The organism is Alcaligenes sp. DN25 (genome assembly GCF_023674485.1).
Classification (GTDB): Bacteria; Pseudomonadota; Gammaproteobacteria; order Burkholderiales; family Burkholderiaceae_B; genus Alcaligenes; species Alcaligenes phenolicus.
Genome location: NZ_CP098408.1, coordinates 779,150 through 793,935 on the forward strand (window position 1 = coordinate 779,150; position 14,786 = coordinate 793,935).

At 57.2% G+C, this 14,786-nt stretch carries 14 protein-coding genes and 1 tRNA gene; 9 read left to right on the forward strand and 6 right to left on the reverse strand.

Annotated features, from left to right (window positions below):
* The first annotated feature begins 61 nt into the window (after positions 1 to 61).
* Together NBV64_RS03565 and NBV64_RS03570 are read left to right on the forward strand one after the other, a co-directional pair.
* Positions 62 to 1,477 (forward strand): FAD-binding oxidoreductase, encoded by a 1,416-nt coding sequence (locus NBV64_RS03565; protein WP_026485046.1) that lies wholly within the window; start codon positions 62 to 64, stop codon positions 1,475 to 1,477.
* A gap of 21 nt (positions 1,478 to 1,498) precedes the next feature.
* Positions 1,499 to 2,185 carry a phosphatase PAP2 family protein gene (locus NBV64_RS03570; RefSeq protein WP_250756702.1) on the forward strand — a complete coding sequence of 229 codons (687 nt, stop codon included), beginning with the start codon at positions 1,499 to 1,501 and terminating at the stop codon, positions 2,183 to 2,185.
* A 136-nt stretch (positions 2,186 to 2,321) separates the two neighbouring features.
* On the opposite strand, the gene fahA is transcribed toward NBV64_RS03570, so the two are convergent.
* The 6 genes from fahA to mutM form a co-directional block, all read right to left on the reverse strand.
* Positions 2,322 to 3,647 (reverse strand): fumarylacetoacetase, encoded by a 1,326-nt coding sequence (gene fahA, locus NBV64_RS03575; protein WP_250756703.1) that lies wholly within the window; start codon positions 3,645 to 3,647, stop codon positions 2,322 to 2,324.
* On the reverse strand, positions 3,644 to 4,948 hold the full coding sequence (gene hmgA, locus NBV64_RS03580; RefSeq protein ID WP_239055118.1) for a homogentisate 1,2-dioxygenase: 1,305 nt from the start codon (positions 4,946 to 4,948) through the stop codon (positions 3,644 to 3,646). The genes fahA and hmgA overlap by 4 nt, the downstream gene beginning before the upstream one ends.
* Positions 4,949 to 4,963: 15 nt before the next feature.
* Complete coding sequence (locus tag NBV64_RS03585; protein WP_009461092.1) at positions 4,964 to 5,173, reverse strand: DUF2783 domain-containing protein; 210 nt, start codon at positions 5,171 to 5,173, stop codon at positions 4,964 to 4,966.
* Positions 5,161 to 6,834, reverse strand: coding sequence for an FAD-dependent oxidoreductase (locus NBV64_RS03590; protein ID WP_250756704.1), 1,674 nt, complete (start codon positions 6,832 to 6,834; stop codon positions 5,161 to 5,163). Before NBV64_RS03590 ends, NBV64_RS03585 begins: the two co-directional genes overlap by 13 nt.
* A gap of 24 nt (positions 6,835 to 6,858) precedes the next feature.
* Positions 6,859 to 7,815 (reverse strand): MBL fold metallo-hydrolase, encoded by a 957-nt coding sequence (locus NBV64_RS03595; RefSeq protein WP_009461090.1) that lies wholly within the window; start codon positions 7,813 to 7,815, stop codon positions 6,859 to 6,861.
* Between the two features lie 164 nt (positions 7,816 to 7,979).
* Positions 7,980 to 8,807 carry a bifunctional DNA-formamidopyrimidine glycosylase/DNA-(apurinic or apyrimidinic site) lyase gene (gene mutM / locus NBV64_RS03600; RefSeq protein ID WP_009461089.1) on the reverse strand — a complete coding sequence of 276 codons (828 nt, stop codon included), beginning with the start codon at positions 8,805 to 8,807 and terminating at the stop codon, positions 7,980 to 7,982.
* A gap of 122 nt (positions 8,808 to 8,929) precedes the next feature.
* On the opposite strand from mutM, the gene NBV64_RS03605 reads away from it, so the two are divergent.
* From NBV64_RS03605 to pth, 7 genes are all read left to right on the forward strand, one after another.
* Positions 8,930 to 10,675: a tetratricopeptide repeat protein gene (locus tag NBV64_RS03605; RefSeq protein WP_250756705.1), complete on the forward strand. Its 1,746-nt coding sequence runs from the start codon at positions 8,930 to 8,932 to the stop codon at positions 10,673 to 10,675.
* 2 nt (positions 10,676 to 10,677) lie between these two features.
* Entirely contained in the window at positions 10,678 to 11,268 is a 591-nt protein-coding gene (locus NBV64_RS03610) for an outer membrane lipoprotein LolB (RefSeq protein WP_425541752.1), read from the forward strand.
* A gap of 21 nt (positions 11,269 to 11,289) precedes the next feature.
* A complete protein-coding gene (ispE, locus tag NBV64_RS03615) occupies positions 11,290 to 12,228 on the forward strand; it encodes a 4-(cytidine 5'-diphospho)-2-C-methyl-D-erythritol kinase (protein ID WP_250756707.1) in 939 nt (312 codons plus the stop codon).
* A gap of 5 nt (positions 12,229 to 12,233) precedes the next feature.
* Positions 12,234 to 12,310: transfer RNA gene (locus tag NBV64_RS03620), tRNA-Gln, on the forward strand.
* A gap of 104 nt (positions 12,311 to 12,414) precedes the next feature.
* Entirely contained in the window at positions 12,415 to 13,365 is a 951-nt protein-coding gene (locus NBV64_RS03625) for a ribose-phosphate pyrophosphokinase (protein ID WP_009461085.1), read from the forward strand.
* Positions 13,366 to 13,461: 96 nt separating this feature from the next.
* Positions 13,462 to 14,061 (forward strand): 50S ribosomal protein L25/general stress protein Ctc, encoded by a 600-nt coding sequence (locus NBV64_RS03630; RefSeq protein ID WP_009461084.1) that lies wholly within the window; start codon positions 13,462 to 13,464, stop codon positions 14,059 to 14,061.
* A 128-nt stretch (positions 14,062 to 14,189) separates the two neighbouring features.
* Positions 14,190 to 14,786 (forward strand): aminoacyl-tRNA hydrolase, encoded by a 597-nt coding sequence (gene pth / locus NBV64_RS03635; RefSeq protein WP_009461083.1) that lies wholly within the window; start codon positions 14,190 to 14,192, stop codon positions 14,784 to 14,786.

Sequence of the window (14,786 nt, forward strand, 5' to 3'; positions counted from 1 at the left end):
CATTAAGAGCTGTAGCGCGACAGCAAGAGCGCCTGATTGTTTTTCTTGAGTGGCTTGGGTCATGACTTTTCTGAACGAACTTGAACAGCGTATTGGTCAGCAACATGTGCTGACAGGACAATCCATGCAGCAGTACCTGGAGGATTGGCGTGGACGCTATACCGGTACTGCCTTGGCGGTGGCCCGGCCTGCAACGACAGAAGAAGTGGCCCAGGTCGTGCGTCTATGTGCCGAGCATCGCGTGCCTATTGTCCCTCAAGGCGGCAATACCGGTTTGTGCGGGGGCGCAACGCCGGACAACAGCGCCACTGCGCTGGTGCTGTCTTTGGAGCGCCTGAACAAGATTCGCAGCGTGGATACCGACAACGACACCATGGTGGTGGAAGCAGGCTGCATTTTGCAAAATGTGCAGCAGGCCGCCCGCGATCATCAGCGTCTGTTCCCCTTGAGTCTGGCCGCAGAAGGCAGCTGCACGATTGGCGGCAATCTGGCCACCAATGCAGGCGGTACACAGGTTTTGCGTTACGGCAATGCTCGTGACCTGACCCTGGGATTGGAAGTGGTGACTGCCCAAGGTGAAATTCTGCATGGGCTGCTTGGGCTGCGCAAAGACAATACCGGTTACGACCTGCGCAACCTGTTTATTGGTAGCGAAGGCACCCTGGGTATCATCACCGCCGCGACCATCAAGCTGTATCCCCAGCCTGTAGCAGCGTGCACCGCTTTGCTGGCATTGAATACGATTGAAGATGCCGTTCAGGTGCTGGCATTGGCCCGTCAGGGTCTGGCGGCGTCCTTGACCGGCTTTGAGCTGATTGCAGGCAATTGTCTGCAAGCCGTGCTGCATTGCTATCCCGATCAACGCATGCCTTTCCAGGGCCCAGCTGAAAAAGCAGCTTGGTATGCCTTGCTGGAGCTGTCTGATAGCGAAAGCCTGGAGCATGCCCGCGAGCGTTTTGAAAGCGTGATCGGTCAGGCTCTGGAGCAAGATCTGGTGCAAGACGCCGTTATCGCCGAGACCATCGCACAAAGCAAGGCGCTCTGGCATTTGCGTGAAAGCATTCCACTGGCAGAGAAAGCCTATGGGAAAAGCATCAAGCATGATGTGTCCATCCCTGTGTCTGTGATGTCCCAGTTCGTGCACGAGACGGACAAGGCTTTGCAAGAAGCCTTCCCGGGTCTGGAAAACGTGACATTCGGGCACTTGGGTGATGGCAACCTGCACTACAACGTCGCGCGCGGCACGGCCTTCACGGAGGAAGAGCTGCTGAAGCGTCAGGATGAGATCTATGCGCTGGTCCATGACAGCGTGCACCGTTTCCATGGCTCCATCAGTGCCGAACATGGCGTAGGCCAGCTCAAGCGCCAACTGCTGCCCCGTTATAAAGACCCGGTTTCCCTGGCCTTGATGAAGCAGATCAAGACGGCGCTGGATCCTTTGGGGATCATGAACCCCGGTAAAGTATTGCCCGATTGATTGAAGCTACTTGGTGTGTAGATGTTTTTTCGTCCTTATATCGTTGCCAGTGCCGTTTTTTTTACTGTTTTGGGAATCGTTGCGGCAGTGACGATGGGTTCAGCAACGGACCTGTCACTCAGTGCCTATTTCTATGACCCACAAGTCCAGGACTTTTCCTGGCGATTGCAGCCTTTTGTCGATTTATTCGGGCGCAGGCTGGTGTGGTTCGTTCCCTTTGGCGGTGCAGTGATATGGACGATCGTGGCCTGGCGGCAGCCCAAGGGCTCCCGCCGTCAACTGGCCTGGGCGGGGGCGGCTTTCTTCATGGGTAGTGGCCCTTTAATGGTAGGCGTACTGAAACATCTGACCGCCATGCCACGCCCCTTTAATCTGGCCATGTTTGGCGGTACAGAATCCATGCCCACCTACTTCTGGGCGCATTCCTGGGCTGAGGCAGGCAATGCCTTGCCCAGTGCTCATGCCGCATCCGGCTTTGTGCTCCTGTCCCTGTTCTTTGTGGGCGTCATGACAGGCTGCCGCAAACTGGCCTCCGGGGGCTTTGTGCTGGGTATCAGCGCCGGTTTGCTGTTCGGCTTTCTACGCATCATGCAGGGCTACCATTTTCTTAGCCAGGTGCTGGCTTCAGGCGCTGTGCTGGGGCTGTATGGCTGCGTTCTGTTTTATATCCTCTGGTCTTGGGCCAGACATAAGCAACTGCCTGCCTAGGGCTCTCCGAGTTTGCAGAAAGGGGACTTCAAGTCCCTTTTTTGTTTTTGCGAGCCTGTTTCGATAAAGCTTTACGTAAAAACACCCCGAGGCCAGATACCGGCTGCGGGGTGTCGTTTACAAAGGTGTCTTGAATTTAAGGCACGGCAGGCAATACTCGACCGGCACATTCACCAAAAGACAGGGTCGGGTAGCCATCTTGACGGCACAGGCCTTTCAAAATGATCTCGTCCTGATCTTCCAGGAATTTACGCTGTTCGCCCCAAGGCAGGTCGATGGGGTTTTTGCCGCCCTGGTTCATTTCCAGCAAGGAGCCTTCCTGACCCTTGGCCGGGCCGGACAAGGTGCCGGTGCCCAGCAGGTCTCCAGTTTGCAGATTGCAGCCGTTGACGCTGTGATGGGCGACCAATTGGGCCACAGTCCAATACGCTTCCTTGAAGTTGCTGCGCGAGAGCAAAGCGGGGTCTTTCTTTTGCTGGCGAGACTGTTCGGTGCTCAGGTACACCTCCAGTTCCACGTCCAGAACGCCACTTTCCTGGTTGGTCTGATCCTGCAAATAAGGCAGAGGCTGGGGATCAGACTCGGGGCGGCTGAAGGGGCGACGGAAGGGAGCCAGGGCTTCCAGTGTCACTACCCAGTGGGAGATCGTCGAGGCAAAGTTCTTGGCCAGGAAGGGGCCCAGAGGCTGGTATTCCCAGGCTTGCAGATCGCGCGCCGACCAGTCATTGAACAGGCACAGGCCAAAAACGTGCTCGTCTGCCTGAGCGATAGGGATACGGCGACCGGCTTCGTTGCCTTTGCCAATCAGAATGCCCATTTCCAGTTCGAAGTCCAGGCGTTGGCAAGGACCAAAATTGGGCTGCTCTTGCCCTTCGGGTGGGCGGGTCTGGCCGACGGGTCGTGGGAATTGCTGGCCGGACACACCGATGCTGGAGGCACGGCCGTGGTAGCCAATGGGTACCCACTTGTAGTTGGGCAGCAAGGGCGCATCAGGGCGGAACTGTTTGCCCACCGCCGTTGCGTGGTGCACGGAAATATAGAAATCGGTGTAGTCCCCAATTTGGGCGGGCAGGGCGTATTCCAGCTTGCTGCGCTCGATCAGCATGGGGCGCAGGCGCGACTCCGCAGAGGAGCCTTGGCGCAAGTCATGTGACAAGGCGGCACGCAGCGCGCTCCAGTATTCCTGGCCCAAGGCCATCAGGCCGTTCAGTGCAGGTTTGACGCAAGCGGCCAGGGCGTCGGCGGCTTTGCCGTGCCAGGGGGTATCGCAGGCCAGCAGGCCCAGGTCCAGCGCGTAGGGGCCAATGGCCACCATGACGCGGAAGTCTTCCTGACTGTCACGGCGACGGGCCACGGCAAAGGGCAGGTTCTGGATAGGGAAACCGTTATCGGCCTCGTTGGCGCCGGGCACCCAGCTTTGCAGCTTGGGGTCGTGAGTGTCATTCAGATAAGGTCGGGTCATGCCTTTTGTTCCGTAGAGAAGTGTTTTTCCAGTCCGTCCCAGACGGCATCGTAATTGGCTTGCAGGCTGTCGCTTTGCAAGGCCTGTGGCGAGGGGCGGATGACTTTGCGGGTCTCGAACATAAAGGCCATGGTACCGCGCAGATAGTCTGCCTTGCTCAAGTCCGCACTGCTGGCTTTGTCAAAGGTGTTGGCATCGGGGCCATGCGGGCTCATGCAATTGTGCAGGCTGGAGCCGCCGGGTGCAAAGCCATCGGCCTTGGCATCGTACACACCTTGGATCAGGCCCATGAATTCGCTGGCGAAGTTACGGTGGAACCAAGGGGGGCGGAAGGTGTTTTCCATGGCCAGAATGCGTGGCGGGAAAATAGCAAAGTCCAGGTTGGCCGTGCCGGGTGTGTCGGAGGGCGAGGTCAATACGCTGAAAATGCAGGGATCGGGGTGATCGTAGCTGATCGAGCCGATCACATTGAAGTCACGTAAATCGTATTTATAGGGGGCGTGCGTGCCATGCCAGGCCACGACGTCCAAGGGCGAGTGCGTCAGTTGCGCAACCCAGAAGCCGCCTGTGAATTTGGTGACCAGCTCATGCGGCTCGCTGACATCTTCGTACCAGGCTACCGGTGTTTTGAAGTCGCGGGCATTGGCCAGGCCGTTGGAGCCGATCGGACCCAGTTCGGGCAAACGCAGAGGAGCGCCGAAGTTTTCCAGCAAGTAGCCACGGGCCACATCGTCCAGCAACTCTACCTTGAAGCGGACGCCACGCGGCATGACGGCAATCTCGCAAGGCTCGATTTCCATGATGCCCAGTTCGCTGACCAGCCGCAGGCGACCCTGCTCGGGCACGAACATCATTTCGGCGTCGGCGTTATAGAACACGCGCCGTCCCATGGACTGGTTGATGGCGTACAGATGGATGGCAACGCCGCTTTGCGAGTCGCTGCTGCCATTGCCTGCCCAGGTATGGACACCAGCCAGAAAATCGGTCGGCTTGCTGGGCAGATTCAGCGGGCTCCAGCGCAGGCGATTGGGGTTGGCCGGGCCTTGACCAAAGTCTTCATTCCAGTGGGGAGCGCCTTCAAATGCCGTAAATGCTCCTTGCTTGGCGCTGGGGCGAATGCGGTACAGCCAGGAGCGGCGGTTATCGGCGCGTGGCGCGGTAAAGGCCGTGCCGGACAACTGCTCGGCATACAGCCCGTAAGGGCAGCGCTGCGGCGAGTTGCGTCCCAGTGGCAGCGCACCGGGCAGAGCCTCGGTGGCAAAAGCGTTACCAAAACCAATCTGATAATTCAAAGAGCTCATTAGGGGTCTCCAGATTCAGGCAGCCTGCTCCAGGCAGGTCTGGCGGGCGGCGTCCAAGGCTTGCTTGATCACATCCAGCGAGCCGACATGATTGCACAGCAACAGCACCAAAGCGGCATTCATGGCATGACTTTGTGCTGTGCTCAGGCCTTGGTGGGCATCGATCAACATTTGGTAGAAATCGTCAGCCCGTTCCAGGGGGGTATCGGTATTCAGTGTAGACATGAAGCACTCTCCAGGAAATGGCCACAGGCTTTGTGCAAGGCTGCCTGGACAGCTTGCCCATCCAGATGACGCCAGCGGGCGCACAGGTGTTGATCGGGGCGAATCAGATAGCAGGAACCGGGTTGGGCGTCGTAACGCTGGCGCAGCATATCCTGGCTGTCGATGATCTCTTTCTGGGCCTGGGTAGCGCTGGTGCCAGCAGGCCAGACACGCAGGCGGGTCAAGAGACCTTGGGCGACCAGTTCGTCTACCACTTCAGACTGGCTGGCCTGGCCTTCGCCAAACTCCAGCAGGGTGAAGCCGCTGCCCAATTGACCCAGCCACCAGCCTTGCTGACCGTTTTGTTCTATAGGTGCATCGGGGACGCAGGCTCCTAGCGGTGTGGCCGTGGCGGAGAACTCGTGTGTGTCAGCCGTATTCAAGGGGCTGTCTGGGTAGGCGCTGGGCAAGGACAGGCGGCCGCTATTGACCAGTACACGGGCAAAGGCGTGGCGACGCGCCAGAATCAGGGCCGCATCACGGAACAGGCGGCTGACTTCGCTTTTAGGCGTGATGAAATCTGTTGAACGGCTGGAATGGCGAATGTTCTCGTCTGCAGCCAATTCACGTTCATGGCTGTAGCTGTCCAGCAGGCTGTCGGGAGCCTGGGCATTCAGAACCAGATTCAGCTTCCAGGCCAGGTTGTCGGCGTCCTGGATACCGCTGTTGGCGCCGCGTGCGCCAAAAGGCGAGACACGGTGGGCCGAGTCTCCAGCAAACAGAATACGGCCATGGCGAAAGCGCTCCATGCGCTCGCAAGCAAAGGTGTAAATGCTGACCCATTCCAGCTCAAAGGGGGCGTCGGCACCCAGGAGGGCACGAATGCGGGGCAGCACGTTTTCTGGTTTGACGGCTTCAACCGGGTCGGCATCCCAGCCCAATTGGAAGTCGATACGCCAGACGTTGTCCGGCTGGCTGTGCAGCAAGACAGATTGATTGGGGTGGAAGGGCGGGTCAAACCAGAACCAGCGCTCGGCGGGGAAGTCGGCTTGCATGCGCACGTCTGCAATCAGGAAACGGTCCTTGAATACGCGTCCGCTGCTGCTTTCACCCAAAGCACGGCGAATGGCCGAGCGCGAGCCGTCGCAGGCCAGCAGCCATTCTGCTTCCAGGGTGTAATTGCCTTGCTGCGTTTCTACGTCCAGATGCACGCCTTCTGCCTGATTTACCACGTTCAGCACTTTATGGCCGGAACGCAGTTCAATCAGGGGCTGAGCGCAGACTGCTTCGTAGAGATAACCTTCGCAGTAATACTGCTGCAAATTGATAAAGGCGGGGCGCTGGTGGCCTTCTTCGGGCCGCAAATTGAAGCTCCAGACTTCCTGATTGCGGAAAAAAACCTTGCCCACATTCCAGGACACGCCTTTGTCCATCATGCGCGAGCCCACGCCCAATCGATCCCAGATATCCAGGGTGCGTTTGGCAAAGCAAATGGCCCGTGACCCTTTGGACAGCGTGGTGTCGTCGTCCAGAATCACGACCCGGTGGCCTTTGGCCGCCAGATCCAGGGCCATGGTCAGCCCCACCGGGCCGGCACCCACCACCACAACGGGGTGGCGGGCATGGGTAGCCGGTGGGGGCGCTTGCGTCAGCTCCAGGGTCTGGTAATTAATGTCTCCCATTTTCTTTCTCCCTGGCCTTGCGTCTTACTGACCTTCGAGCTGTTTCCACATCTCCAGATCGCGTTCGGCGGTCCAGATGCGTGGGTCTTCGTGGCCGTTGACTTCGTCGTAGGCACGGGACACGTCAAAGGGCATGCAGTGATCAAAAATGACCCAGTCTGCGTAGCGAGGCTTCATGAAATCGTAGGTTTCGCGGTAAATGGTCTTCAGATCTTTACCGGCTGCCGCGCCTTGCTGCACGCTGGAGTACAGGTCTGTCAGAAACGCGCGCGTGCCGGCCAGGGCCTGACGCACTTCGGTGGCGTTTTTCAGTGCCGGGCCACGGCCAGGAACCATTTGTTCAGCTTTGAAGTCTCCCAGACGGTCCAGTGTGCGGGGCCATTCGCGAAAGTAGCAGTCGCCTGCGTACGGGGTGGATTGGTATTCCACCAGGTCACCGGCGAACAGTATTTTCTGCTTGGGTAGCCAGGCGATGGTGTCGCCCTTGGTGTGGCCACGACCCACTTGCATCAGGTGTACTTCCAGATTGCCCAGGTCCACCGTCATATGACCTTCAAAGGTCATGGTGGGCCAGGTCAGGCCGGGAGGAATGGATTCGGCGTTGCGGAACAGGCGGGGGAAACGGCCGATTTCGCTGGCCTTGTCCTGCTCGCCACGTTCCACGATCAGGTCGTAGGTGTCGCGGCTGGCCAGGATTTCCTGGGCGTTGTAGGCCGAGGCACCCAGCACCCGTACGGCGTGGTAGTGCGACAGCAAGACATACTTGATGGGTTTGTCGCTGACTTCGCGGATGCGGCGAATCACGTCTTCAGCCATGACAGGCGTGGCCTGGGTGTCGATCACCATAATGGCCTCGTCACCAATGATGATGCCCGTGTTGGGATCACCTTCAGCCGTATAGGCGTAGGCGTTGTCGGACAGTTTTTCAAAGGCAACGACTTTGTCTTCCAGGTCGTTATGCGAGGCGAAGGACTTGCTCATGAAAATGACTCCACAGTCGATAGGGATGGTGTCAGATTAGTTTATGGTGAATCAGTTAGATATAGGTGAATACCTGAATAGGGTAGGCTTAGTTGGAAAAAAAGCAGACGAGCGCCTGCCTGCCGGAACCGGCATCAGACGCTGTCAGAAAAAAGGGGGAGGGTTTAGCGGCGCTGGCAGCGCGAGCAGTAATAGGTCGCGCGTTGGCCTTGGACTATCCGTTTGATAGGCTGTTGGCAGCGTGGGCAGGGTTTGCCGGCACGCTCATACACATTGGCGTGAATGTCGAAGTAAGCGCCCGGTTCACCACTTGCATTGACGTAATCGCGCAAGGTGCTGCCCCCGGAGTCCAGGGCGGATTGCAAGGTGCTCAAGATGGCCGAGTGCAGTTTTTCGCAACGATGCAAGGAAACTTCACCGGCGGGCAGTTCGGGGTGAATACCGGCCAGGAACAAGGATTCGGAAGCGTAGATATTGCCGACTCCCACCACAATCTTGCCGCCCAGCAGGGCCTGTTTGATGGCGACGCGCCGCCCTTGCAGATGTCGGTGCAGATACTCGGGGGTGAACAGGGGGTCGAAAGGCTCTACGCCTAAAGTACGTAGCAAAAGGTGGTTTTCCAGAGGGCCGTCCCTATGGGCATGCCATAATATCGCACCAAATCGTCGTGGGTCGTGCAGCAGGAAGCGGGCCTCATCAAAGATCCATTCCGCATGATCATGCTTGCGGCGTTCTTCATCCAGATCCACACGACGCAAGGAGCCGGACATTCCTAAATGGACGATCTGGACACCTTGTTCAAAATGCAACAACAAGTATTTGCCTCGACGCGTGCAATTCCGGACGACCTGGCCTTCAATCCATTGCGGCAAAGAGGCAGGCACGGGCCAGCGCAGACGGGGCTCGTGAACCAGGAATTGTCGGACATTTTTTCCCTGGATGACCGTCGCAATTCCGCGACGAGTTGTTTCAACTTCTGGCAGTTCAGGCATGGGGGGGTGATACCATCAACAAATCTGATTCCTTTATTGTGCCATCGGGCGTTTTGTCGCGCGTATCAGGGCACGGGTTTTTCTGGATGAATGCTCTGACCTTAGCACTAAAGCTGGGCCTGATGTCGTTGCTTGCAGCGGTTTCGGTGCAAGCCCAACCCTCACTTCCCATACTCAAGGCGGAGCCGCCTGCTGACAAGATTCGTTTGCGCAGCGGGCAATTGCCTTTGGTCAGCCTGACTTCGGACATTCTGTATCGCATTCTGGTTGCCGAAGTGGCTGCTTCGCGTGGTGAATACGACGTTGCCAGCCAGACTTTCCTGTCTTTGGCGCGTGACACCAGCGATCCTCGCCTGGCTCAAAACGCCTTTCAATACGCCATGGCCGACCGTGATTTGGGTCGTGCGCTGCGTGCCGCTAAAGAATGGGCCTTGCTGGCCCCGAATGATCCCGAAGCTAAAGCAACGGCTCTGGCCCTGGAAGCCTCCAGCGGTCAGACCGAAGGCTTGGCCGATGCCTTGTGGCTGCGTATCTCTCGCGCCCAGGATAAAGAGCAGGCCGTGGTCCAAGCCATGAGCATGGTCAGCAAGATGGTGGATCGCCGTTTGGCGCTGGAAGTGCTGGACAAGGCCTTGCAGCAACCCGTGCGCTCCTTGCCCATAGCCCGTCTGGCCTTGGCGGATACCGCCTGGAGTGCCGGGGACATGAGCCGGGCCGAGCGCGAAGCACGGGAAGCCCTGAAGCTGGACCCGCATTCCGAAGCCGCCGCGCAGCGCGTGCTGGAATACGGTATCAAGATTGATCCTTCGGCTGCCTTGCAAAGTGCACGTATCTTTGTGCGAGCCAATCCGGATAGCCGCAAGTTGCAACTGCTGCTGGCCAACCGTCTGGTAGAGCGCCAGCAGTTCGATGAAGCCCAATCCATCGTCAGCGCCTTGCAACGCGCCAATCCTGAAGATTTTGATCTGCTCTACACCCAGGCCGAAATTCATATTCGTGCCCAGGAGTTTGACCAGGCCCGTAAATTGCTGGAGCAATACATTGCGGTCCAGCAGCAGCGCCGCCAGTCCTTGAACGACGCCGTCAACACGGCTTTGGCCAGTATTTCTGAAGCCCGCTTGTCCTTGGTGCAAATTGCTGAAGCTCAGGGCGATATGAACGAAGCCATTCGCCAGCTGGACTTGATTGAAGAGCCCGCGCTGCGTTTCCAGGCCCAGATTCATAAAGCCGTCCTGCAAGCCCGCCAAGGCAATCTGCCGCAAGCACGTCGTACCCTGGAGAACTCTCGCCCACGCGACATGAGCGAGCAGGTCGTTGTGGCTTTGACGTATTCCTCTATCTACCAAGACAGCGGTCGTACCGACCAGGCTCTGGAAGTGCTGGAGCGGGCGGACCGTGAGTTGCCTGATAGCGCCGAGATCAAATACAACCTGGCCATGTTGTACGAGCAGCGCGCCAAGCACGACAAGTTTGAAACCTTGATGCGTCGTGTTATTGAGCTGCGCCCGGACCATGCCAATGCGTATAACGCCTTGGGCTACACCTATGCGGATCAGAGTCGCCGTCTGGACGAGGCCCAGGATTTGCTGGAACGAGCCATGGAGCTGGAGCCGGACAATCCTTATATTCTGGACAGCGTGGGCTGGTATCTGTTCCGTGTTGGCGATCTGCAAGCCGCGCTGGAATACTTGCAGCGTTCCTACGAGCGCCTGCCTGAAGCGGACGTTGCCGCCCACTTGGGTGAAGTGCTGTGGGTCAAAGGCCGTCGTGATGATGCCATGCTGGTCTTTCGGGCTGGCTTGAGCAAAGACCCCGAAAACCGAACACTGACAGAAACCATCAAGCGTCTGGGAGTACCGCTGCCGTGAGTATCTTGAAACAGCGGGCTTGGACCCGAGCAGGGGCTTTGGCCCTGGTTGCTTTGCTCAGTGCTTGTGCGACACCGCCCGAATCTGACCTTGGCAGCGTTACGGATGCGTCGCAAGAGGCAAGCGCCTTGTCTCGTTCAGGCCGTTTTGCGCTGAGCGTGACTCATTCCAGCTCGCAGGTCGAAGCCGTGCAGGGGGGCTTTTCCTGGCGCGACGACGGCCAAAAGCTGATGCTGGATTTGAGCAATCCTTTGGGTAATACCTTGGCGCGAGTCTGGGTGTTACCGGGGCGCGCCATTCTGGAACGCACAGACGGTAGTCAGGAAATGGCCTCCCATCCCGATGCCCTGGTTGAACAGGTCTTGGGCAGTCCCGTTCCTGTTGCAGGCTTGCGTGACTGGCTGCATGGCCGCACCGGTAGTGCCCCGGCTCAGAGCGAACGTCGGGATGATCAGCAAAAGCTAAGCAGTTTCGAGCAGTCCGGCTGGCGTGTGACGCTCTCGCGTTACGACGAACAAGGTCCGCGCTTGCTGCAATTGAATCGTCATGAGGCCAATCGCTCCATCAGCGTGCGCTTGGTCGTGGATCAGTAAAGCCCCGAGCAGGTTTGTGTAATGGCGCTCTACAACGTCCCGGCTCCGGCCAAGATCAATCTGTTTTTGCACGTCACGGGTCGTCGTGAGGACGGCTACCATTTCTTGCAAACTGCTTTTCGTTTTGTGGACCTGAATGATTACCTGAGCTTCGTACCACGTAGCGATGGGCAGATCCATCGGGCACACAGTACCTTGAGCGATGTGGAGCCTGAGCAGGATCTGGTGATCAAAGCGGCTCGTGCCCTGCAACAAGCGACGGGCACTCGGCAAGGCGTAGACATCTCTTGTATCAAGAACATCCCTTCGGGAGCGGGGATGGGCGGTGGCTCCAGCGATGCGGCCACGACCTTGATTGCCTTGAACCGTTTGTGGAACCTGGGGCTGAGCCGTCAGGCCTTGATGGATATTGGCCTGCCCCTGGGTGCTGATGTGCCGGTTTTTATATTCGGACAGGCCGCATTTGCGCAAGGGATAGGCGAGCAGTTGCAGGCCATTCAAATGCCGCCACGACACTACATCATCATCCGTCCGCCACAATTTATATCCACGGGGGAAATATTTACCTCCGAATGCTTGACACGTGATGAAAAACCCATCACAATGACGTTCTTTACTGATTGGCAAGAAAAATTCTGGCAAGCCAAGGACGACAATCCTTATTTTGGCAGAAACAATCTGGAGTCAGTAGCATTCAGTCTTTATCCTGGTTTAAGAAATTTAAAACAGGGCTTGCAAAGACTAAAATTGAATGCTAGAATGACGGGCTCAGGTTCTTGTTTGTTTGTTGAGTGCAGAGACGAACAAAGCGCCAAGACAGGTCAGTTTGAAATTGACCAAAATAGCAGTAAAATAGATTTTTCTGGTAGCGAAGAATCAAATAGTGGTAAATTGCTGGTCGAACAAACTTGGGTTTGTTCAGGTTTGCAAGATCATCCGCTACGCGACTGGATTAAGTAAGTATTTGGGGAATCGCCAAGCTGGTTAAGGCACTGGATTTTGATTCCAGCATGCGAAGGTTCGAATCCTTCTTCCCCAGCCACCTTTCAGGCCTAGCCTGCGATAATGTAAAGCTGTTGAGTCGTTTCCTTGTAGGGGTTTCGATCAACAGCTTTGCTTTTCCTGCATCAAAATCTATCTCCCATCATGGCACAAGACCGATTCATGATCTTCACCGGCACGGCTAATCCTCGCCTTGCTGTCGATGTCGTCAACCACCTTGATATGTCGCTGGGGAAAATGACGGTGGGTCGCTTCTCTGATGGGGAAGCCATGGTTGAAATCAACGAGAACGTGCGCGGTCGCGATGTTTTCGTTCTGCAGCCCACCTGTGCTCCCACCAACGACAATCTGATGGAAATCATGGTGATGGTCGATGCCTTGCGCCGTGCTTCGGCCGGTCGCATCACCGCCGCCATCCCTTACTTTGGTTACGCCCGCCAGGATCGACGCCCCCGTTCGGCGCGTGTGTCGATCTCTGCCAAAGTCGTGGCCAATATGTTGCAAGTGGTCGGTGTCGATCGCGTCATGATGATGGATCTGCACGCTGACCAAATCCAGGGTTTCTTCGATATCCCTGTCGACAATATCTACGCTTCCCCCATTTTGCTGGGCGATATCTGGCGCTGTAACTACCAGGATATGGTGGTTGTCTCGCCTGACATCGGTGGTGTGGTGCGCGCACGTGCACTGGCCAAGCAACTGGAAGTGGACCTGGCCATTATCGACAAGCGTCGCCCACGTGCCAACGTCTCCGAAGTCATGAACATCATTGGTGATGTCAATGGACGCACCTGCATCCTGATGGACGATATGGTGGATACGGCCGGTACGCTGTGCAAAGCGGCTGAAGCTCTGAAAGAGCGCGGTGCCAAGGCGGTTTACGCCTACTGTACGCACCCTGTGCTCTCGGGCGAAGCTATCGAACGTATTACGCAGTCCCAATTGAACGAGCTGGTTGTAACGGACACCATTCCTTTGTCCGCCAAGGCACGTGAATGCAGCAAGATTCGCCAGCTGTCCTGTGCAGCACTGTTGGGCGAGACCATCTTGCGTATCTCCAACGCCGAGTCCGTCAGCTCCTTGTTCACTGATTAAGTTTTTTAGCGTGCGCTGGTCGCGGCGCACGTCAACTTGGTAGTTCGCTACCACTTTCCGCAGTACGTATTAAGCGTTCTGCAATTGGAGTTCTACATGAAATTCACCGCTACTTCGCGTGATGTACAGGGTACGGGTGCGAGCCGCCGCCTGCGTCGCGCTGGCCAGGTTCCCGCTATCGTTTACGGTGGCGACGAACAACCCGTCGTGATCGCTCTGGATCACAACGAGACCTACCACAACCTGCGCAAAGAAGCCTTCCACGCTTCCATCCTGACGATGGAACTGGACGGTAAAGCTGAAAAAGTGCTGTTGCGCTCGGTTCAGTGGCACCCCTACAAGCAGCAAGTTCTGCACGTTGATTTCCAGCGCGTTCTGGCTTCGCAAGCCATCACCACCAAAGTTCCTCTGAACTTTGAAGGTGGCGATGTGTCCCCAGCCGTCAAGCTGAGCAGCCAAGTTATCAGCCACATCCTGACTGAGCTGGAAATCACCTGCTTGCCAGCTAACCTGCCAGCGTCCATCACTGTGGACCTGAGCGGCATGACTGCCAACGCCAACGTGCACCTGGACAGCATCAAGCTGCCACGTGGTGTTACTTACGCTGGTAACGAAGCCAACCCTCTGCTGGCTGCTGCCTTGCCAGTTGGCGGTGGTGCTGCTGCTTCGGAAGCAACAGAAGAAAGCGCCGAGTAATCAAGATTGCCAGCCGGCTTCGGTCGGCTTGCAGCTTGGCGAATCAACCCCTGTCAGCGTATGCTGGCGGGGGTTTGTTATTTGTGCCTGCGCCTTTGCCGGAGCAGGCGCTTTCTGCGAAAACATTCATGTCTGAGCCTATCCGTTTGATTGTTGGCCTGGGTAATCCTGGCCCTGAGTACGAAACCACCCGTCACAATGCGGGCTTTTGGTTGGCAGACCAGTTGGCTGATGATCTGCATGCAACGTTCAACCTGGAAAAATCCTTTTTCTCCTGGGTGGCCAAAGCGCGTTTTGAAGGTGAAAACGTCATCATCGCCAAACCCATTACCTTCATGAACAAGTCCGGGCAAGCCGCCGGTGCCTTGATGCGTTTCTACAAGCTCAAGCCCGAACAGGTGCTGGTCCTGCATGACGAACTGGATTTGCTGCCCGGTCAGGTGAAGATGAAAAAAGGCGGTGGGCACGCCGGGCATAACGGCCTGCGCGACATCCAGTCCGCCTTTGGGACACCGGATTTCTGGCGCTTGCGCCTGGGCATTGGTCACCCTCGCACCTTGGGCCTGGCCCAGCAAGTGGTGAACTTTGTACTGCATACCCCTCGCAATGAAGAGCTGCGCGAGATCGAGGACGGTATGAACCGTTGCCGCGTCATGATGCCTGCTTTGCTGCGTGGCGACTTTGAGCAGGCGACCCGCCAGCTTTACGCGCCCCAGAAGGCTTGA